This is a genomic window from Sporolactobacillus shoreae, from assembly GCF_004684935.1.
Classification (GTDB): Bacteria; Bacillota; Bacilli; order Bacillales; family Sporolactobacillaceae; genus Sporolactobacillus; species Sporolactobacillus shoreae.
On sequence record NZ_SRJD01000010.1, the window covers coordinates 104512 to 123845 of the forward strand.

22 protein-coding genes are annotated in these 19334 nt (G+C 46.6%); 14 read left to right on the top strand and 8 right to left on the bottom strand.

The window, feature by feature from the left end; all coding sequences use genetic code 11:
* Positions 1-141 precede the first annotated feature (141 nt).
* Together E4665_RS10085 and E4665_RS10090 are read right to left on the bottom strand one after the other, a co-directional pair.
* On the bottom strand, positions 142-777 hold the full coding sequence (locus E4665_RS10085; RefSeq protein WP_135348668.1) for a L,D-transpeptidase: 636 nt from the start codon (positions 775-777) through the stop codon (positions 142-144).
* 78 nt (positions 778-855) lie between these two features.
* Entirely contained in the window at positions 856-1683 is an 828-nt protein-coding gene (locus E4665_RS10090) for a lipoate--protein ligase family protein (protein WP_135348669.1), read from the bottom strand.
* 209 nt (positions 1684-1892) lie between these two features.
* Here E4665_RS10090 and E4665_RS10095 point away from each other — a divergent pair, with 209 nt between their 5' ends.
* The 6 genes from E4665_RS10095 (at position 1893) to E4665_RS10120 (ending at position 9308) form a co-directional block, all read left to right on the top strand.
* Positions 1893-2828: an NADP-dependent oxidoreductase gene (locus E4665_RS10095; RefSeq protein WP_135348670.1), complete on the top strand. Its 936-nt coding sequence runs from the start codon at positions 1893-1895 to the stop codon at positions 2826-2828.
* 191 nt (positions 2829-3019) lie between these two features.
* Positions 3020-3859 (top strand): aldo/keto reductase, encoded by an 840-nt coding sequence (locus E4665_RS10100; protein WP_135348671.1) that lies wholly within the window; start codon positions 3020-3022, stop codon positions 3857-3859.
* 98 nt (positions 3860-3957) lie between these two features.
* The gene (locus E4665_RS10105) at positions 3958-4647 is read left to right on the top strand and encodes an HD domain-containing protein (protein ID WP_135348672.1); all 690 of its coding nucleotides are present in this window, start codon (positions 3958-3960) and stop codon (positions 4645-4647) included.
* A gap of 354 nt (positions 4648-5001) precedes the next feature.
* Positions 5002-5949, top strand: a complete 948-nt coding sequence (locus E4665_RS10110) for a DUF3800 domain-containing protein (protein WP_135348673.1) — start codon at positions 5002-5004, stop codon at positions 5947-5949.
* Positions 5950-6229: 280 nt separating this feature from the next.
* The gene (locus E4665_RS10115; RefSeq protein WP_135348674.1) at positions 6230-7027 is read left to right on the top strand and encodes a GNAT family N-acetyltransferase; all 798 of its coding nucleotides are present in this window, start codon (positions 6230-6232) and stop codon (positions 7025-7027) included.
* Positions 7028-7301: 274 nt separating this feature from the next.
* Positions 7302-9308, top strand: coding sequence for a beta-glucoside-specific PTS transporter subunit IIABC (locus E4665_RS10120; protein ID WP_135348675.1), 2007 nt, complete (start codon positions 7302-7304; stop codon positions 9306-9308).
* Between the two features lie 182 nt (positions 9309-9490).
* Here the strand turns inward: E4665_RS10120 and E4665_RS10125 are convergent, their stop codons facing one another.
* The gene (locus tag E4665_RS10125; protein ID WP_167815180.1) at positions 9491-9910 is read right to left on the bottom strand and encodes a YjdF family protein; all 420 of its coding nucleotides are present in this window, start codon (positions 9908-9910) and stop codon (positions 9491-9493) included.
* 354 nt (positions 9911-10264) lie between these two features.
* On the opposite strand from E4665_RS10125, the gene E4665_RS10130 reads away from it, so the two are divergent.
* The 6 genes from E4665_RS10130 (at position 10265) to E4665_RS10155 (ending at position 15018) form a co-directional block, all read left to right on the top strand.
* Complete coding sequence (locus tag E4665_RS10130; RefSeq protein ID WP_206663578.1) at positions 10265-10603, top strand: MarR family winged helix-turn-helix transcriptional regulator; 339 nt, start codon at positions 10265-10267, stop codon at positions 10601-10603.
* Between the two features lie 218 nt (positions 10604-10821).
* Complete coding sequence (locus tag E4665_RS10135; RefSeq protein WP_135348678.1) at positions 10822-11508, top strand: alpha/beta hydrolase; 687 nt, start codon at positions 10822-10824, stop codon at positions 11506-11508.
* Between the two features lie 4 nt (positions 11509-11512).
* A complete protein-coding gene (locus E4665_RS10140) occupies positions 11513-12181 on the top strand; it encodes a YczE/YyaS/YitT family protein (protein ID WP_135348679.1) in 669 nt (222 codons plus the stop codon).
* Between the two features lie 94 nt (positions 12182-12275).
* Positions 12276-13061 (top strand): PHP domain-containing protein, encoded by a 786-nt coding sequence (locus E4665_RS10145; protein WP_135348680.1) that lies wholly within the window; start codon positions 12276-12278, stop codon positions 13059-13061.
* Between the two features lie 112 nt (positions 13062-13173).
* Positions 13174-14463: an HD domain-containing protein gene (locus E4665_RS10150; protein ID WP_135348681.1), complete on the top strand. Its 1290-nt coding sequence runs from the start codon at positions 13174-13176 to the stop codon at positions 14461-14463.
* Between the two features lie 39 nt (positions 14464-14502).
* Positions 14503-15018 carry a YwgA family protein gene (locus E4665_RS10155; protein WP_135348682.1) on the top strand — a complete coding sequence of 172 codons (516 nt, stop codon included), beginning with the start codon at positions 14503-14505 and terminating at the stop codon, positions 15016-15018.
* Positions 15019-15069: 51 nt separating this feature from the next.
* Here E4665_RS10155 and E4665_RS10160 read toward each other — a convergent pair whose 3' ends face one another.
* From E4665_RS10160 to E4665_RS10170, 3 genes are all read right to left on the bottom strand, one after another.
* Positions 15070-16284, bottom strand: coding sequence for a glutathione synthase (locus tag E4665_RS10160; protein ID WP_135348683.1), 1215 nt, complete (start codon positions 16282-16284; stop codon positions 15070-15072).
* Between the two features lie 177 nt (positions 16285-16461).
* On the bottom strand, positions 16462-16689 hold the full coding sequence (locus tag E4665_RS10165; protein WP_135348684.1) for a YdbC family protein: 228 nt from the start codon (positions 16687-16689) through the stop codon (positions 16462-16464).
* A 35-nt stretch (positions 16690-16724) separates the two neighbouring features.
* A complete protein-coding gene (locus E4665_RS10170) occupies positions 16725-16955 on the bottom strand; it encodes a hypothetical protein (RefSeq protein ID WP_135348685.1) in 231 nt (76 codons plus the stop codon).
* A 486-nt stretch (positions 16956-17441) separates the two neighbouring features.
* On the opposite strand from E4665_RS10170, the gene E4665_RS10175 reads away from it, so the two are divergent.
* Entirely contained in the window at positions 17442-17972 is a 531-nt protein-coding gene (locus E4665_RS10175; protein ID WP_174845478.1) for a YwhD family protein, read from the top strand.
* Between the two features lie 41 nt (positions 17973-18013).
* On the opposite strand, the gene E4665_RS10180 is transcribed toward E4665_RS10175, so the two are convergent.
* Positions 18014-18481, bottom strand: a complete 468-nt coding sequence (locus E4665_RS10180) for a DMT family transporter (RefSeq protein ID WP_135348686.1) — start codon at positions 18479-18481, stop codon at positions 18014-18016.
* 13 nt (positions 18482-18494) lie between these two features.
* Positions 18495-18944: a DMT family transporter gene (locus tag E4665_RS10185; RefSeq protein WP_135348687.1), complete on the bottom strand. Its 450-nt coding sequence runs from the start codon at positions 18942-18944 to the stop codon at positions 18495-18497.
* Between the two features lie 168 nt (positions 18945-19112).
* Here E4665_RS10185 and E4665_RS18370 point away from each other — a divergent pair.
* The coding region (locus E4665_RS18370; protein WP_206663579.1) for a hypothetical protein at positions 19113-19334 on the top strand (222 nt) is incomplete at its 3' end.

Sequence of the window (19334 nt, forward strand, 5' to 3'; positions counted from 1 at the left end):
TGAGCAGCTGTTTTTGTTTTTCTATTCAGATCTATTTCGCATTTTTGATCGTTTTGCAATACCTGTTCTATTATTGGAGTGATCATACGTGTAAGGATGAAACCATTAGAAATCTGAATAAGTCTATTGATTCAGCAGAGTCTACGCATGAATGACCACTTTTGTATTAAAGGGAATATGTTCATAGATCCACTTGGCATCCGGAATCGTGAGGTGGATGCATCCGTGGGAATCTGTTTCACTCCCGAGTTTCTCTGCGTCAGCCTTGAGCACATGCCTGTTTTTATCCATCGGAACGCTGTGAAACAGGAATTCCCCATGATTTTTCCAGGACACCCAGTATTCCGCTCCTTCCTTATACTGCGGTGCGTAGAACCATGTACCGCGCTCAGCCTGGATATGATAGGTACCGAGCGGTGTGGTCGTATCGGGACCGTTGTCAAGGCCGGTCGAAGCCAGCATTGTATAAATTGTCCGTTTCCCGTCCTTGACGTAAACCCTTTGTTGCCCGACGGAGACGTCAAGCCAGATCGCTTCACCGCTTTTCAGCACTGGATAAGCACCGCCTGACGGCTTGTTCCAATTGACTGGTGTGGGTCTTGACTGGGAAATCTCTTTCGCCTTTTCTTCAGCGACAGGCGCATTCTTTTGATGCATCGCCTCTTCTTGCGGATGAGAAGGATTGCCGCTGGAGAAACCGGGAGGTGTGCAAGCTGCAAGTGCCGCTGCTATGAGGACAAAAAGAAACGCGCAGCCCCCCTTTTTTAGAAAATTCATGAATTTTATCCTTTCTGACAAACTCTGTGCATGGCATAGTGTTCGCTGCTTTTTTTTCAAACCGTCCTTCCCGGATCATCAAAGATTCTCGAAGGCTTTGTCATTTCGTCGAATCATCCGTTCATAATAAGCGCCAAATAAACGGCTTTCCTTATCCGAAAGAGATATGCTGACTATTTTTCCGGTTGACTGAAGCGCTCGAATCACAGCTGAAGCAGCCCCCGCTACCGTCAGTTCTGAACCGCTGATTTCCTCAAGCGACGCCATGACCGTAGGATCAACGTCGGGGTAGCTGAATCGTGCAGCCTCTCCCTGAAGTCCCTCCCGATAAAAGGAGCGGATCAGGTCGCCGCGCTGAGTACCACTTCCACTGACGCACAGATAAATCTGGACAGCTACCCCGTTTCTGACCCGCCGCTGAGAGATGCCTGCAAATTTGCGGCCACCCGTACTCAGGTCATAACGCCCAGGACAATAGGATCGGGTGATTTCACCCGTTTCAAACCTAATCTGAAAAGGATCAAGCACATTTTTTATAAAATCAGCCATCGCCTGAAAAGGTTCGTCAATCGACAGCTGGCGCTCTTTCTCGGAAAAAATCAGCGAGAGATTCAGCACACCCTCATCAAGTACGACAGCAAGTCCACCGGAGTTCCTCACGATATAGTTAAAACCTGCCTGGTCCAGAACATCAAGCGCGTTTTTTAGATGAGGTAGCCGCGTGTCCTGAATACCGAGCATTACAGTTGACTGGTGAACCCATAGCCTGGCCACGCTTGGCGACGCGCCGGACCCGACGGACTCGCACAACGTGTCATCCAGTGCAAACGACTGCCTGCCGTCAAATCCGTCGCCAAGTGTTGACTGATCGAACACACGCCAGAGCGGTTGATTAAGAAGAGACATTCCGCACCGCACCTTTCATTCATTCTACTGTCATTATAGCAGGTGCCGCTTCTTTCGTAGAAATCTTAATAAGGGCATCTAGTGGCCTGGAGGCTGCTCCATCTGGATTCATTCACAATCCTCAATCGGATAAAAAGCAGATCATTTCCTCATCGCTCGGATCAGGTATAAGATAATTTTACACTGCAGATACAGGGAGCTGATTTTTTATGAAAGCCGTTGTTATAAATCAATATGGAAGTAAAGAGGAATTGCGCGAAATGAATGTGGCTGATCCGGTTCCGGGGCCGCATCAGGTCCTTGTCAAATTAGCCGCAACGTCGATCAATCCAATAGACTGGAAGCTGCGGGAGGGTTATGCAAAACAAAAATTTGACTGGCCGTTCCCGATTATTCTCGGATGGGATGTTGCCGGGACGATCACGGAGCTTGGCGAACAGGTTGCAGGCTGGAAAAAGGGCGACCGCGTCTTCGCCCGTCCGGCGACGACACGATTCGGATCGTATGCGGAATACACGCTTGTCGATGATCATCTACTTGCCCGAATACCTGAAAATCTATCGTTTGCCGAAGCGGCGTCTGTTCCTCTTGCTGGTCTGACCGCCTGGCAGGCGCTTTTCGATCACGCGGACTTGCAGCCGAATGAGAAAGTACTGATTCACGCCGGTGCTGGCGGTGTCGGCAGTCTTGCCATTCAATTTGCCAAAAACCGGGGAGCGTATGTGATTACAACAGCAAGTGCGGAAAACAGTGACTTTCTCAAATCGTTGGGTGCCGATGAAGTGATTGACTACCATGCCACTCCTTTCGAAAAAGTCCTCACTGACCTGGATGTCGTCTTCGATACAATGGGCGGAGAGGTGCAACGGCAAAGTTTTAAAGTATTAAAAAAAGAGACCGGACGGCTTGTTTCCGTCGTCGGTGCCCCCGATCCAGAACTCGCTACAACCTACCAAGTGTCTGCCAAGGCCATCTGGCTCAAAGAAAACGGCCGTCAACTCAAGGAAATTGCGGACCTTCTTGCCTCCGGAAAAGTGAAGGCAATCGTAGGCGCAGAATTTCCTTTTTCTGAACAGGGAATTAAGGACGCCCATGCCCTGAGTGAAACGCATCACGCGCGCGGTAAAATTGTTGTGACGTTCTGAATTTAACCTAGAATAAGGATTGCCATAAATAGAATCGATTGATCCGTCTTGAAAGAATGGGACGGATTTTTTTCGCTAAGAAGATACGCGATGTGACAATCCTTTGACACCGGGCTATTTCGTTTGAAGCCCGATTTTCTGAACGATATACTGACAGTGAGGATTTGAAAAGTAGAAGAGGTGTCTGACAGATGGTCACATCAATCATCGATACGGTAAAGCTGAACAATGGCGTGGAGATGCCGCAGCTTGGCTTCGGCGTTTATCTGATCACGGATCAGGACAAGGCGCGCGCGGCGATTGACAAAGCGCTTGATTCCGGATACCGTGCGTTCGACACGGCGGAATTTTACAGAAATGAAGCGTTACTCGGTAAATTGCTGCGGGAGTCCGGATACCCAAGAAATGATCTGTTCATCACGACCAAGATCGACAACCCGCTGCAAGGTTATGACAGTACATTGAAAGCGATCAATCAGTCGCTGAAAGACCTGCAGGTCGAGCAGATCGACCTGCTTCTCGTCCACTGGCCGAGCAAGAAACATTTTTTTGAAACGTGGAAGGCATTTGAACGATTGTATGATGAGAAGCTGGTGCACGCGATCGGTGTAAGCAACTTTGAAATCCATCATATTGAAAAATTGGCGACAAAAGCCAATGTTAAACCGGCCGTCGACCAGATGGAAATTCATCCGTACTTCACACAGTCAGAGCTGCGTGGTTATCTGAAAAAAGAGGGTATCGCTGTTGAAGCCTGGAGCCCGCTCGGACGCGGTGCGGTGCTCAGCGATGAAACGATTGGCAAGATCGCCGAAAAATACGGTAAATCACCGGCGCAGGTGATCATCCGCTGGCATCTTCAGAGCGGCACGATTGTCATTCCAAAATCCCAGACACCGAAGCGCATTGCTCAGAACGCGGACGTTTACGGTTTTTCGCTGACGGACGAAGAAATGCAGGTGATTGATGCCATGGACCGCGAAGACGGGCGCAATGGTCCGGTTCCGGATGAAAGATACGAGGAAATCTAAACGTCATAATGACTCATTTTGCAGCGCAGCTGTCCTGAAACAATCAGGAGAGCTGCTTACTGTATGGTGTCAAAAAAATCCCCGGATGGAGGAAAATTATGAGCATTGTCGAGGAGACCAAGGGATTGATCAGAGAAAAATTTTACGGAGAGGGGAGCGGCCATGACTGGGAGCATATCCGGCGTGTCTATCAGACGAGCCTTCAGCTGCTCGAACGGGAACGCGATCCAGGTGTGAACAAAGAGGTTGTCGAACTGGCAGCACTTCTGCACGACATTGACGACTGGAAATTCAACGGCGGTGATGATGCGGCCGGCCCTGAAGCGGCAGGAAGATGGCTGAAGTCCAGACACATCGGCGAGCAGATGATTGATCATGTCTGCCGGATCATCAGCCGCCTTTCATTCAAGGGAGCCGGTGTTCCGACACCGATGCAAACTTTGGAAGGAAAGATTGTTCAAGACGCGGATCGGCTTGATGCCATCGGGGCGGTGGGTATCGCCAGAGCGTTTGCCTATGGCGGCTTCAAAAAAAGAGCAATGTTCGATCCGAATATTCTGCCCCAAATGCATCACTCGGCGGAAGAGTATAAGCAGAAACAGTCTACAACGGTGAATCACTTTTTTGAGAAATTATTTCTGCTTAAAGATCGGATGAACACGGAAGCGGGAAAAGCGCTTGCCGAAGAACGCCAGCAATTCATGATTCTGTATCTCAATCAATTCTTTGAAGAGAGCGGAGAACAGGATTCTTGGCATGCCCAAAAGCTCAGGATGTTCAAAAAGTGAAGCATTGTACCCCAGCTTACACAGTGTAAAAATGAAAACAACAAGACAGTAGAGGTAGCTAGGTCAGTGGACATTGGTATGGGTTCATTTTTTCGTCACAATTTAAGATCCATTTTATTTTGAAATATTGGTATAATTGGCATAAAAGGAATGTATGTTCCAGTTTAGGGCGATTTCAGAATAAAATAAAATAACTCAGCCCTGCTAAAGTAAGCTGGGAAGAGTTATTTTAAGGAATGTACCCAGCTCCGCTAACGTAAGCAGTGAAAAGCACACCCCAACCGATATATTTAAATATTATCAATATAATATACATTGATTTAATTGTCAAGCTGAGGGACAGGTGGAACTTATATGGTTTATTCAATCTACTTCGATGAATCCGGTAAAATTGACCAACCGGATAAACTTTTTTCTTACTATGGTGCTTATGGCAGCGATGATACATCAATGAAAAGAATCAATCAAACGGTTAAAAATATTTTCGCAGATCTTGGCACACAGAGCGAACTGCACTTTACGGAGTATAAGCATGATCAGTATTTAAAAAAGTATCTCACTGTTCTTAACTATGTGATTAATCAGGATGTCACTATAAATATATTGATTGTTGATAATCACGATGCTAAAAGAGTATCTGATCAGATGCAAATCAAGATAAATGAACTGAGGAGCTTATTATATGTTAAAATACCTGAACGTCTTTTTTATGGATTAACTCGGCGAATAGAGAGTGACCGGGATATTAGAATTGTTGTTGACAGAAATGATGAATACCGTAAGCTTCGGCTTTATTCAAAGGTTAAGGAACAGATGAATGCTCATTCAGCTTATAGAAACAATGGTTATACTGTGAATGACGTCCACTCTGAGGAGTCATGCAATTCAATACCTCTTCAAATCATTGATACGTTTATTGGAATCATCGCTTTTGTAATAGAAAAGAACTACTATTCAGATTCGGACAGTGCGAAGATTAAAAGTGATTTAATTTACAGGTTCCTGATTCAGGAGGATAACTTGGTGCATTTTCAAAATCAAATAACATTATTTGAGTGGAAAGGAAATGAGGATCTGGATAAAATTCCTGTGAGTCGGTTTATTTCAGAATTTGTCCTTTTTAAAACATCTTTTGATTTAAATGAAATGGCTCGCATTAATCGAATCCGGAATTTTAAACCAGATATTCAATTGAAAGCACTTAGAAGAGAAATGGGATACCCAAATACAAGAAGAAATATGATTCTGGGTTATTTAGATCAACTTCGTGGATTTTCCCGAAATAGCTTTTTAAATAATTAACGTAGATTGGATAAGAGGTGCTGGCACACTTTTCTAATTATCACAGTTCATGATCTGTGCTTTCTGTCACTTCAAATTGAAAAATTTTTTCTTAAAATAGATGCAACAAGCGATGCCATGTTTCTTGACAATGGGACGAGTCGGGTGCATAGATAGGAGTAATCGTACGCCCAAGGCAAGTATTCTAATGAATAAAAGAGAAAACAGATTCCGGCTCAGAGGCCGGGAAAATCAAAATAATTTGAGTATGGGGGAAAGAAAAACAGGGAGGGAATACATCATGATCCGGCAATTGGCAGAAAAAGACAGAGAAGCGGTGCTCGCTTTTGCGGGCGATCGTCCGGCTGAAAATCTGTTCATTATTGGCGACATTGACGCATTTGGCTTTGACAGTGACACAGTGACGGTCTGGGGGGATTTTGATGAATCAGGATCACTGACAAGTATTTTGCTGCGCTACAAGGAGAATTTCATTCCCTATGCCAGAAATATTGATCAGCTGGATGGAAAGGCATGGGGAGATGTGATCATTCAGGCAGGTCCGTTAAGGATGATTTCCGGGCTGAAAACACAGGTTGGGAAAATTCTTCCTTATATCAGCAGAACAGAGAAAGGGAAAAAGCTTTGCTTTTATGCGAAACGTGAAGACGACCTCCCACTGAATAAGGACGCCGCGCGCGGGGACGTCAAAATGGCTTTTCCTGAAGAAGCGGATAAAATTGTGCAGCTTAGATCGGAGATCGCAGAATTTGCGGATTCGTCCGAAGATCCCTCTGACCTTCAGAAAAATATGGAGAAGGGATTTTCAAGAACCTATTATATTGAGGAGAAGGATGAACCGGTCAGTGTCGTTTCAACAACTGCTGAAACACGCGGCGCAGCGATGATTGTCGGTGTCTGTACTAAAAAAGGTTATGAACACCGGGGCTTTGCAACCGGCTGCCTGATAAAAATGATTGCCGCACTTAAAGCGGAGCATAAACAGCCCTGCCTTTTTTATGATAATCCGGAAGCGGGGAAAATATATAAGAAGCTGGGCTTTTCCGATATCGGGGAATGGGTCATGGTGAGCTACTGAAATCAGTTTTTTGGAAACAGCAATGAAATAATATTTGACAAAAAGGAACCGCTTGCGCTAAACTTATTTTTGTTCACTGCGCAAGGGATAAAGCCGCCGCAACATATGTGAGCGGCTTTTTTGCGATTTCACGGCGGCACTTTGCTTACAAGAAGTGAATGCCGCCATTCAAAGATGATTTTTGTGTTTAATTTGTAAGAAATTTATTTTGATTGTGACGTTTCAGTGATGTAAAATATTTTTTGCAAACGTTTTATTAGGAGGATTTGAAAAAATGGGCAAAAGGGATTACACCCAGCTCGCGGAGAATATTGTCGCCAATGTTGGGGGTAAGGAAAACGTCAATTCATTAATTCATTGCGCTACAAGATTGCGTTTCAGACTGAAAGACCACAGCAAAGCCGACAAAGCGGCGCTTGAAGAGCTGCCGAAAGTGCTGACTGCGGTGAGCGCGGGCGGACAGTATCAGGTTGTCATCGGCGATGAAGTTGTTCCGGTTTATGAAGCGATCATGGATCAGTACCACTTTAGCGCAGCAGACAGCGATACGAGTTCGGGGCTGAGCGCGAATGGCAGCGATCCTGAAAGTGCCGAACCGGCGGAGAAGGAAAGCTGGTTTGAAAAGTTCGTTGCTGTGATTTCAGGTATTTTCACCCCATTTATTTCAGTCCTTGCCGGGGCGGGTGTATTGAAGGGCCTGGCCATTCTGATCTCAACGCTTCACTGGCTGCCGGCCGCATCACCGATTTATATCAGCATCAATGCATTGGCAAGCGGTTTATTTACGCTTTTGCCAATCTTTATCGCAATTACTGCGGCAGATAAATTTAACACAAACCGTTTTATTGCCGTCGCACTCGCAGCCGCGATGATTTACCCGTTAACGGATAACAAGATTCCGGACCTGACTCATCTGGGAAGTTACCCCGTTGATTTTAAAACGTATAGTGGGGCGGTCATTCCGACAATTCTGGCGATCTGGCTGGAAAGCTACATCGAAAGATGGTTCAAAAAGCATTTGCCGGCCGTGACTCAACTGGTGTTTGTTCCATTCCTGACACTGATTGTTGCCGGACTGCTGACCTTTTTCATTATCGGGCCGCTTGGCACTGAACTTGGTACAGGTTTGGCTTATGGATATAAATTTCTGTATAACTTGAGCCCGCTGATTGCCGGGGCCATTCTGGGTGGCACTTTTCAGATCTTTGTTATTTTTGGCCTGCATTGGGGCATTCTCCCGATCTCTCAGATCAATATTCAGACCTATGGTTATGATACGCTCCTGGCTGTTATGTTCTGTGCGGTGGCTGGACAATTCGGCGCTGTTACAGGTGCGATCATCAGAGCTAAAAAGGCAAAAAACAGAGAAATTGCTATTTCCGCGGCAATCAGCGGATTTTTCGGAATCACGGAACCGGCGATTTACGGCGTAAACTTAAAATACAAAAAGGCCTTCATTTTCGGCCTGCTCGGCGGAGCAATTGGCGGAGCAATCATTGGTGTTACAGGTGTCAAATGCTTTAATTACACGCCAATCATGAATGTGTTTGAAACGCCGTTGTTTATCGGAAGAAATTCAAGCATCGTGTGGGCGGCTATTGCGGGACTTGCCGCTTGGCTCTGCGCTTTTCTGTTGGTTGTCGCGTTTGGATTCAACGAAAGTAACACTGAAAAGTTTTTTGCTAAAGTGACTTCCGGCAAAAAGAGCCTGACAGAGAAGAAATCCGCAGCCGTAAAAGCAAAACTGGGTGACGCAGAGGATGAAGCAGCAGCTGTTGAAGAACCTGCTGTTGATCTTTCGGGCTTAACCTTGGCCGACACGATTCAAAGCCCACTGGAGGGAAAGGCGGTTTCGCTGAAAACGGTCAGCGATCCGGTCTTTAGTTCAGAAGCAATGGGAAAGGGTGTCGGCATCGAACCCGCGGTTGGTAAAGTTGTTTCTCCCGTTGATGGGGAAATTACTGTAGCTTTCCCGACCGGACATGCTTACGGCATTAAATCCGACAACGGTTCAGAAATCCTGATTCACATCGGTATTAATACAGTTCAGCTTAATGGCAAATACTTCGAACCGAAAGTGGAGAAGGGCGCTAAAGTCCATAAGGGTGAACTGATTGCCACTTTTGATGTGGACAAAATCAAAGAAGCCGGCTACGATACAACTACAATGGTTCTGATCACAAATACGGGTGATTATGAAGCGGTTGTTCCATCGACCGGAAGCACCAAATCCGGTGATGAAGTCATCAAGATTTATTCAAAACCAACGGAATCAAAATAATCAATTTTTACTTTTATGAGTAGAAAAAAGGCGTTCACGACCCTCCATTGGGTGTGAACGTCTTTTTACACTTTAAGTATAAAAATTTAAGGGATTAAAGTGTAAGTGCAACTATGGCTTAGCCTGCGCCAGAGGCTTGGCTTCGCCAAGTTTTCTTTATCGTAAAAATTGATCAGGCTTTCTCATTTCCCGCGATGTTTCTGCTTAGCTTTTTCTTTTCTGAGCAAATAGCGTTCTCTGATCAGGGTTTCACGCTTGATTTTGGCGGCGTGTTTTAATTCCGCCTTGTGCGCATGGATGGCCTCCCTCATCACGTTTTGAGCCTTTGTTCCGATTCCCTTCTTTTTCAAGGCTTTTGCAGCCATGCGCTGCGCACGCTTTGGGCTCAACGGATGCCCGCTAAGAGATTCAGCAGCATCCACAGGTTTTGCTGTCCGGCTACGATCCAGGATCCGGGGCAACGGCCGCGAAACAAATGAAAGGATTTGCTGATTATTGGGTTCCGGACCAAAGATATGTCGGAATACCTTTAGATTTTCATTGCATAACACTTCAATAATCCCGACCCAAAATTGCCCATCAAAATACACTGTTAGTTTCAAAACGGTCCCTCCTCTGAAGTAATTGAATGGAATGACGGACATCCCGAGGAGGGAAGGATACTGGCATCGCTGTAACCGATGCATCCGGACTACCGACCGGATTGTGTTTTTTCATTCCACAGGAACATTGAATCATGGATCGGGATGGTGTGTCAATCACGCATCAAATGTGTTTGGACTGGCTCTTTCGGGATAGCTGGTAGTTTACGTCTGCTAGGTAAAAGCGAAATTGTTGAATTTAATTTGACATCAAAGTATTATTGGATTATGAAAACCGACAATACAATCCACCTAATTAGTAGAATACATGAGAAAGCAAATATATTTCTGATTGGGAAACTGCGTGGGCTGGGAATGAACGAGCTAGCTCCTTCGCACGGTGATATTCTGGCCGCCTTGTTTAAACGAAACGAGGTGACGATGACAGAGATAGCTACTCTGATTCACAGAGACCGGTCGACCGTCACTCAACTCGTCCGCAAACTTGAGCGCAAAGGTTACGTTTTTTCCAAAGAAAATGCTTCAGACCGCCGTTCAAGTTTCGTTTGCCTGACAGAAAAGGGGAAAAGCCTTGAACCATTCTTCAAACAGGTTACTAAAGACTTGTATACTAGGGCTTACTCAGGAATGACAGACGAAGAGATTAGCAGGTTTCAGCAGCTTGTCGGGAAAATTTATCATAACATGGACTAGAATATTGAAGACATTTGGCTGGTGGAAATTGGATAACGAGTTGCACCGAATTGGAGAAAACTCGCACCGAAAACACGGAAAACCGCACCTAATCTGGCAAAAGTCGCACCGAAATTCTGTGACCCGCCTTGAAGAACTTCCACTGTATCGCATGATAGGAACACAGCTGTTTTTTGCATAAATACTTTGATATCAAACTATAATTAGGAGGCCTTCAAATGGAAATTCAGCGGGCAATCATCAGGTTAAAGACAGCAAATACACCGGCCATTGTTTTGACACCAGAAAATGAAGTAGGGACAGCCCTGGTCATCCATGGTTACGGCGGTTCTAAGGAGGAGCAGCTGGGGCTTGCGTTTCGAATAGCAGAAACCGGTTTGAAGACATTTGTCATTGATCTTCGCGGACACGGGGAGAATGCACTGGAGTTTGATGAAGCGGTCCTGTCTGATGTCCAGTCGATTGTCAGCTATTGCCGGTCTTTCGGCGGGAAGGTGATCGCAATCGGCCATTCACTGGGCGGACGTCTTGCCCTTATAAGCAATGCGGACGCTGCAATCGGCATTTCTCCCGCCATTTGCGAGACTTTTGGCGGGCAGACAAGAAAAAAGTTAGAGGAACTGAGACATTATCGGGTGAATGAGCGTTCATCCGTCACACTTGAAAAAATGCTTTCCGCTTTTCCACAGCCTGTTTTTCCCAAGACTCACAAAAAATTCGTTCTGTTCGGCTCGCGGGATATTCCAGAAATTGTCGATTCGTGCAGGCAATTGGATACAGATAAAGCATTTGAAATAAAAAATGCCCTGCACAGTGACATCTTTACGCTTGATACGACGGTTTCAATCATTGTGAGACTGATTGATAGTCTCTATAATAAAAAACATGAGACTTTAGGGAGCTGAGTTTTTGAAATTAATTGCAACATTGGGCAGACTGTTTCTTGGCTTGTTTCTGTTCGCGCTTGGCGCGGTATGTACTATAAACGCTCATCTGGGGCTGCAGCCGTGGGATGTGCTTCATCAGGGACTGGCACGGACTTTTCATATCACAATAGGAATGGGAAACATCCTGGTAGCTCTTCTGATTCTGATCATTAACCGGTTACTGGGTGAGAAAATTGGATTTGGCACCATCTGTAATATGCTGTTCATCGGCATTTTCATGGATGTGCTGATGCTGAATCACTTAGTTCCGGTATATCATATGTTTGTTCTGCGGATTTTGATGGTGCTAGCCGGACTCGCGATTTTGAGTTTTGGAACTTACCTTTATCTGAGCGCGGGTCTCGGAACAGGACCGAGGGACGGACTGATGGTTGTTCTCGCGCGGAAAACGAAACGGTCTGTCCGCTTAATAAGAACACTGAATGAGGCGGTGGCACTGATCATCGGCTATTTTCTCGGCGGTTCCGTGGGTATCGGCACACTGATCATGGTTTCACTGGTGGGCATCTTCGTACAGTTCACGTTCAAAATCTGTAAATTCGACGTAAAAAATGTGCATCACACCTATATCGATCGGGCGAAAGCGAAGCACGCGCTGGCCGTACTCTTTCATTCACAGAATATAAGTTGAAGAGAGAAATTGTTCGAAAATGGTCATGGAAAAAAACTCGCCGTTTATGTAAAAATGTTACAATAGTGAAAAAGAAGCCGGGGAGACAATCAGGATGCCTTTTGACACGCACAACCATACTCAGTTTTCATTTGATTGCGAGATGCGGCTCGAAGACGCGCTCAGCAAAGCACAGGAGTCTCATCTGAATCTGATCATTACCGAGCACTGTGACCTGAACGAACGGCAGGAAGACGGGTCGTCGGTCGAATTTCCGATTGAGGAGTATTTTGCAAAGTATAAAGCGTACCGCGGGAATCATCTGCTGCTCGGAATAGAGCTCGGGCTGGACAACCGGGCAGCCTACATCGCTCGGAACCGCGCCATTGTTGAAAAGCATTCCTTTGATTTTGTCATTGGCTCAGTGCACAACATTCAGGACTATGATATTTGCAGCGATCAGGGAAAAAATTTTCTGCCGAAACCGGACTTTTTTGCTCATTATCTGATCTATGCTGAAAACACCATTAACAAAAATCCTTTTATCGATACGTTTGCCCACATTGATTATCCATGCCGCTATCTTCAGTACAGAGACAATGTACTTCGTTACTCGGAATACTCGATTCTGCTCGATAACTTTCTTTCCGCGTTGATTCACCATGACATTTGTCTGGAGATCAATTTGCGGCTGATCGATCAGAAAGACTTCCGTGAGGGGCTGAACAGCATTGTCCGGCGCTATCGGGAACTGGGCGGAGAATATGTCACGATCGGCGGAGACAACCATACTCCAGAAGCCATTGGAACGAAATTTCACCTGGGTGTCGAGATGGCGCGCGAAAATCATCTGATACCAGTCTACTTCAAAAATAGAAAAAGAATCATCGACGATCTGTAAAAACATCGTTCGCGTGAACGGATGTTCCAAAAAAGGGATAATGAATTTCAGATTCACTGGACGAATCAAATGGACGGGCGTTGTCCCACAGATGAAGGGGGGTGAGGCATTCATGACCGGATTTGAAAAATTGAATGAGGAAAAAGTTTTTAAAGATCCTGTGCACCGCTACATTCACGTCCGTGACCGACTAATATGGGAACTGATCGGCACGCCGGAGTTTCAGCGGCTGCGGCGGATCCGCCAGCTCGGTACGACTTTCCTGACTTTCCATGGCGCGGAACACAGCCGCTTCGGCCATTCGCTTGGTGTCTACGAAATTGCCAGGCGCGTGATCGATATTTTCAAAAGCAGGGGAGACTGGGATGATTCGGAAACGATGCTCTCACTGTGCGCGGCACTTCTCCACGATGTTGGGCATGGTCCTTTTTCCCACTCTTTCGAAAAAGTATTCGGCACCAATCACGAGCAGTTTACACAGAAAATCATTCTGGGGGACACGGAAATTCACCGCGTGCTTGCGCAGGTTTCGCCTGATTTTCCGAAAAAAGTGGCGGACGTCATTGGAAAAACCTATGAAAACAGGCTGGTCGTCAGCCTGATTTCGAGCCAGATCGATGCCGACCGGATGGATTACCTTCTGCGTGATGCCTATTTTACAGGTGTCAGTTACGGGCATTTTGATATGGAGCGAATCTGGCGTGTGATGAGGCCGGTTGGCGACCAGATTGTGTTCAAGTCGAGTGGCATGCACGCTGTTGAGGATTACATTATGAGCCGATACCAAATGTACTGGCAAGTCTACTTCCATCCGGTCACACGCAGTGCGGAGGTTATTCTGACACAGATCCTTCATCGCGCGAAAAGGCTCTATAATGAAGGGTTCAGTTTTAAAAATGTGCCGCTCCAGATGGTCAGCCTTTTTGAAGGGAAAATGTCGCTCAAGGATTATCTTCGACTGGACGAGTCGGTGATTATGTATTACTTTCAAGTCTGGCAGGATGAGGAAGATGAGATATTGCGCGATCTCTGCAGCCGTTTTATGAACCGGCGCCTCTTTAAATATATGCAGCTCTCAAAGGATCAGCTCTACGCTGACGAGGAACTGTCCGGGGCGTTCCGCGAAGCGGGCATTGATCCGGAGTATTATCTGGAAGTCGACTCGTCGTCCGACTGTCCATACGATTTTTACAGGCCCGGAGAGGAAGAGGAGCGGCGTCCGATCCAGCTGAAAATGCCAGACGGCAGCCTCCACGAACTTTCGCGGGAATCAGACGTTGTCGGCGCGATTACCGGAAAAAGGCGGACGGATCATAAATTGTACTTTCCAAAAGACATGGTACTAAGCCTGCCGGATGATTTACCGGCAAAGAAGAGGATCATCGAGCTGCTACACATTTAATCAGTCACTGAATGTTTTAGATGGGGGGATTTATCAATAATGCTGGAAGATCATGCGAAGATTGCGGCAATCATTAAGCAGGCAGGTGTCATCGCCGGCAGAAAAAAGCTGCAGAAAATGATCTATATTTTACAGACGATGGGTTTTCCGTTCCATGAGACCTTTCATTTTAATTTCTTCGGTCCGCATTCGGACGAACTGACGATGCAGCTGGAGGAGCTTTGCAATTTCGGCTTCCTTCTGGAGCATCCCGATGAAGAGAGTGACGGGATCACTTACCGGTACAGGCTTTCGGAAGCGGGTGAAGGTTTTATTGGTCATTATAAAGAGATACTCCCAGATGTGAGAAACATGACTGAAAAACTGTCGGGGGAAAGCGCATCTTTTCTTGAACTCGTTTCGACACTGCTCTATTTTGATCAGATCCCTGGTGAGTCCGCGAACGAAAAGGTGCGGGCTTTGGACAGGCCTTTCAGTGATAAAGAGATCGGAAGAGCCAGAGTGTACATAGCTGACCTGCAGGCAGAACGGGCTGACTTATCGTTTTCAAAATAACAAAGAGGGTTCAAATAAACGTTTGTTTCATACAAAATTTTACGGATATAGCTACATACAGCGGTTGCCCGCGGTTCTCAGGTAAAAATCTTTCATTTGATTAGCCCAGAACATGCCGGCACCGTTTTTTTCTGTCGATTGGTGGGTGGTAATCCGCTCCGCGTAGCGCAGGTGCGGGTTCAGCCATCTGTCCTGAGCGTGGTCCAATGCTTTTGAATAAGATTCGGGAAGCCTGTTCCGGAGGACGAAAGCGTGTAGCCGGTCAAACATCCGGTTCATGGCGCCAGCGAGTGTCTCGGAAACAGTCATCAGTGCCGCTTGATCAGACAGGCTGTCAGCTTCTTTCTGCGCCGTAACATCAAATGGGCTGCTTTCCTGCCGCGCTGCCCACATCACATAGAGATGCATCAGATAAAGGTCATCCGGATTGATGCCCGTGCGGAAAAAAGGATTGAGATCTGGAATGCGCAGCTCGATTCGGCTGGCATCCGGTTCAGAAGACAGATCTTCAAAACCAGGGCCTTTGATGCGGATGAGCTGGTACAGTTCACGCGGGCTCTCAATCTGGCCGTGTTCTACAGCTGAGCGGATGGATGCGATATAGGCTCGCAAAGTGGAATAATCGGGATAGACCGGGCGCGTGTTTTTATAACCGCGGGAACTTAGACGAATGGAACGGTAGCTGACGCCCTCCACGGTTTCGGGACTGGCTGCGAGAAGGTGTACCAGGAAAAAGCGTCCGCGCATCGTGTTTGCCGCCAGATTCAGATAAAAATGATTCCGATCGGCCGCATGATTCAACGAAAGTCCCATTTCCTCCCGGGGGAATGAAAAGTTGAAATGGATGCCACAGTACAATTGCTTAAGGCGCCCGTATTTGTTTGACAGATACGCGCGATAATCGTTTTTATCTTGCCCGGCAGGACCGAAGTCGGCGATCGGGATCTGTTCCTCGGCGGGGAGTCCGGTCGGAGGTGTGCTAAGGGGCCAAAGCAGCTCCGGGCTAATACCCTTAAAAACACTGCGTGTCAAGCGCTCCTCATGAATAAGCATTTGCGGAATGGAAAGGGCCACGGGAGTGACCAGCTCGATCTGGCTTTCCGAAAAATCGGTCGTGATTTCCGGATTAGTCAGTTTATCGCCAAACACGGTGGGATGCGGCGTCAGCGCCAGCGAACCGTCCGTGTTGACTCTCAAATTTTCTCGTTCCAGCCCGAATCGGCCGTGCGTTGTAATCGGTGCAAGACAACATTTTTCTTCTGACATCCGGCATAAACCCCCGAGCTAAGATTCCAAAGCTTAATAATTAGTGATCCACTAATCTTGAGTCTATCGGAATGCGTGAGGGATTTCAATCAAATGGATTCCCTGCCCGTTGAGATAAAAAAAGATGGATTTTTCCATTCTTCATGGAAAAAATCCACCTTTTATTATTTGACTGAATTATTGCAGCTCCTCCATGTGGTTCAGCAATCGTTTCAGTGACTGGAGTTCTTCGAGCGACAGCGTGATACCCTTGCCCATTTTTTGCCCATCCGGTGCCCAGTCCCTGAGATCGTACTTTGGCGCGCGGCCATTCCAGCTGATTACGTTTAGCTGCTTTTCCCATCCCTTTGGAGACTGGGAAACTGTTCCTATATTTTTTACAATGTTATAGTCAATACCAGCCATATCTATTACCTCCTGAAAATTTGCAGATATCCCGGTCAGGCCAGAACAAAATGCTCGTGGAACCATGAATCGTTGGTCAGAATATCCCGGCTGTCAGCAATGATGTGTGGCTCCCCTTCTTCGTCCTGAGTGAGCAGATGCCCGTCCTCATCCTGTTCAGCCATATAAAGATTGTTCAGCTTGAAGAGAAGCCGATCCTCCAGCAGATCAAGCGCCGTGTCGCCCGTCTCCCCGTAAACACTTTTAATACATTTAATCAAAATCATCCGTAGAAAATCCCCCAGACAAGTTGCAAGCTACTTAAAGAATAATAGTTGCGGAGAGGTTTGGCAATGGGTAGAAATTTACCCCAGGGAAACGCAAAAAGTTTGGATGTTTGAGAAAGGAACGAGAGCCGGAATTTAATCCGAACGTGAGAAGAGTTGCCTCGAATGGGGCGAAAGTTCCTCCGAAATTAAAAACTTTAACCAAGTCAGTGAAATTTACCTTTGAATACAGCAGAAATCAAAATTCAGAAGGCGCACCGAAATCAGCCAGCGACTCCTTTTCACTGGGTCTCTCCATCACCCGGTTTTTTAGGATGCCTCGCTTGTGATAGCAAAATCTTCCTCAAATGCATGTTTCTTAAAATTTTTAATTCCGGATTACAGTCTCTGTCAATTAAAAATCGGAGCATGGATGACTCCGCTTATGATAAAATAATACTATCTTGAATTGTGAGATGAATCACTTTTCTGAGAGGATGAGCGCTTTTGGATATTTTTCATCAAGATGGGAAAAAATCGGGATTTAATATTATAAAAGGCGACGCGACGAAAGGGCATGGCGGTTTCGGCGCGGGGTTGGTTAATTTGGATAATATGTCGCCGGTCATAATTGATGTGGAGGCGGGCACGGCTGAAGTTGATGTAGGTGCACTCCATGCGCGCAGCGATATCGAGCGGCGCATCCGTTTTTCCAAAGACAAAGCCGATCTCCAGGGCGGCGGAAAAAAATACTGGCTGGTCTGGGTGAATACGGAAATCACAAAGGAAGGGACGCATTACGCCGGGGCTGCTGCCGCTGAAATGATCATCAATCGCCCAATCAAACGAGGCTACAAGGTCCTCGCGGATCATGTCACGAAAATGGAGAAAGCGCTGAAGGGACAGGTGGCTCTGGACGAAATGGATAAGCCGTCGAAAAAAGTACTCCGTAATTTTCTCGAACAGACTGATCCCGGGCAGTGGGAGCGGGCGAATCCGGAGCTGAAGGAAAAGCTGAACCTGGAACAAATTTTGTGAAAAGGGCGGATCATTTCATCCGCCTTTTTTGCCGCCTTCATTTAAAAATGCTGAATCAAAATAATGCCTGTAATCATCAGTGCGAACCCAACAACCCTCTGCCAGTTGATTTTGTGCTTCGTTACGCCAAACCAGCCAAAATGGTCAATGATCAGCGCGATCATCATCTGGCCGCATAAAACAGCGGTTACGGTAAGTGCCGCGCCAAGCAGAGGTAGGAGCAGAATATTCGATGTGACGAAAATAACGCCGAGCGGCCCACCGATCCATAGCCACCAGCGGGACTCGGGAATGATGTGCAGATCGAGTTTGAGCCTGCGATCCGTGATCAATGTAATGATAACGAGAAGCATCGTTCCCGTGACAAATGAAATAAGTGAAGCGAGGAACGGCGAATCGACGGCAACCCTGAGCCTCGAGTTGACCGCTGTCTGAACCGGGGATACCATACCTGCCACTACACCCCATAAAAGAAAAGTGGATGTGGCTATGTAACTTTTTTTACTCATGAAAATCCTCCGTTCAAAACCTTTTCATCAAAACAACACCGACAAGCATGCAGGCAACACCGATCAGTCTTGTCATATTGAATTCATGAACTGGAACGCCGAACCAGCCGAACTGATCAATACAGATCGCCATGATCATCTGACCACAAAGTGTAGTGACCACAGTAAGAGCTGCTCCCAACCTGGGCAGAAGCAGAATGTTGCTTGTCAGGTAACACACGCCGAGCACACCGCCGCCGACCCAGACCCACCACGGGTTGACGTTAAAGGCTGCTTCCGCAAACGTCAGACGATGGTCGATTGACAAGGTAAGAATCAGAAGTGTCAGTGTTCCGATAAAAAAAGAGATCAGGGACGCAAGAAAGGGCGAACCCACTTTCAACCCCAATTTTGAATTGATCGAAGTCTGAACCGGGATGATGGTTCCCGCTATCAGCCCGCCAACCACAAAAAGCAGAATCATAATAAAACCCCTCATTTTTAGCCTAACATTTTAAGTATAAGAGAACGACGGCGCGAAGTGTAAGAAAATGGCTGCCTGATCTGAAATTGATTTTACAATTATGACGATTTATCTACAAAAATTATTTTCAAAAGACGAACAAAACCGCCCACTGCAAAGGGGATTCCAATGAGGAAGCCTCCTTTGCAGCGGGCGGCTGGTAAAGCACGGAAAGCGGCTGGTAAAGCACGGAAAGCGGCTGGTAAAGCACGGAAAGCGGCTGGTATGAAGTTCTGTCAAGAAAATGGACACTTAAAAATGAACTTTACTGTGCTTCAAAGCCTACCGCGCTACGCTTGGTCTGGCTTCCGTCATGAACAGTCCCAGAGCCGACTATTCATGACGGAACCC

What these genes read in the sequence shown, in the direction of transcription:
- E4665_RS10085 (WP_135348668.1), bottom strand. Translation starts at nt 777, where the DNA reads ATGAATTTTCTAAAAAAGGGGGGCTGCGCGTTTCTTTTTGTCCTCATA.
- E4665_RS10090 (WP_135348669.1), bottom strand. Translation starts at nt 1,683, where the DNA reads ATGTCTCTTCTTAATCAACCGCTCTGGCGTGTGTTCGATCAGTCAACA.
- E4665_RS10095 (WP_135348670.1), top strand. Translation starts at nt 1,893, where the DNA reads ATGAAAGCCGTTGTTATAAATCAATATGGAAGTAAAGAGGAATTGCGC.
- E4665_RS10100 (WP_135348671.1), top strand. Translation starts at nt 3,020, where the DNA reads ATGGTCACATCAATCATCGATACGGTAAAGCTGAACAATGGCGTGGAG.
- E4665_RS10105 (WP_135348672.1), top strand. Translation starts at nt 3,958, where the DNA reads ATGAGCATTGTCGAGGAGACCAAGGGATTGATCAGAGAAAAATTTTAC.
- E4665_RS10110 (WP_135348673.1), top strand. Translation starts at nt 5,002, where the DNA reads ATGGTTTATTCAATCTACTTCGATGAATCCGGTAAAATTGACCAACCG.
- E4665_RS10115 (WP_135348674.1), top strand. Translation starts at nt 6,230, where the DNA reads ATGATCCGGCAATTGGCAGAAAAAGACAGAGAAGCGGTGCTCGCTTTT.
- E4665_RS10120 (WP_135348675.1), top strand. Translation starts at nt 7,302, where the DNA reads ATGGGCAAAAGGGATTACACCCAGCTCGCGGAGAATATTGTCGCCAAT.
- E4665_RS10130 (WP_206663578.1), top strand. Translation starts at nt 10,265, where the DNA reads ATGAACGAGCTAGCTCCTTCGCACGGTGATATTCTGGCCGCCTTGTTT.
- E4665_RS10135 (WP_135348678.1), top strand. Translation starts at nt 10,822, where the DNA reads ATGGAAATTCAGCGGGCAATCATCAGGTTAAAGACAGCAAATACACCG.
- E4665_RS10145 (WP_135348680.1), top strand. Translation starts at nt 12,276, where the DNA reads ATGCCTTTTGACACGCACAACCATACTCAGTTTTCATTTGATTGCGAG.
- E4665_RS10150 (WP_135348681.1), top strand. Translation starts at nt 13,174, where the DNA reads ATGACCGGATTTGAAAAATTGAATGAGGAAAAAGTTTTTAAAGATCCT.
- E4665_RS10155 (WP_135348682.1), top strand. Translation starts at nt 14,503, where the DNA reads ATGCTGGAAGATCATGCGAAGATTGCGGCAATCATTAAGCAGGCAGGT.
- E4665_RS10160 (WP_135348683.1), bottom strand. Translation starts at nt 16,284, where the DNA reads ATGTCAGAAGAAAAATGTTGTCTTGCACCGATTACAACGCACGGCCGA.
- E4665_RS10165 (WP_135348684.1), bottom strand. Translation starts at nt 16,689, where the DNA reads ATGGCTGGTATTGACTATAACATTGTAAAAAATATAGGAACAGTTTCC.
- E4665_RS10170 (WP_135348685.1), bottom strand. Translation starts at nt 16,955, where the DNA reads ATGATTTTGATTAAATGTATTAAAAGTGTTTACGGGGAGACGGGCGAC.
- E4665_RS10180 (WP_135348686.1), bottom strand. Translation starts at nt 18,481, where the DNA reads ATGAGTAAAAAAAGTTACATAGCCACATCCACTTTTCTTTTATGGGGT.
- E4665_RS10185 (WP_135348687.1), bottom strand. Translation starts at nt 18,944, where the DNA reads ATGATTCTGCTTTTTGTGGTTGGCGGGCTGATAGCGGGAACCATCATC.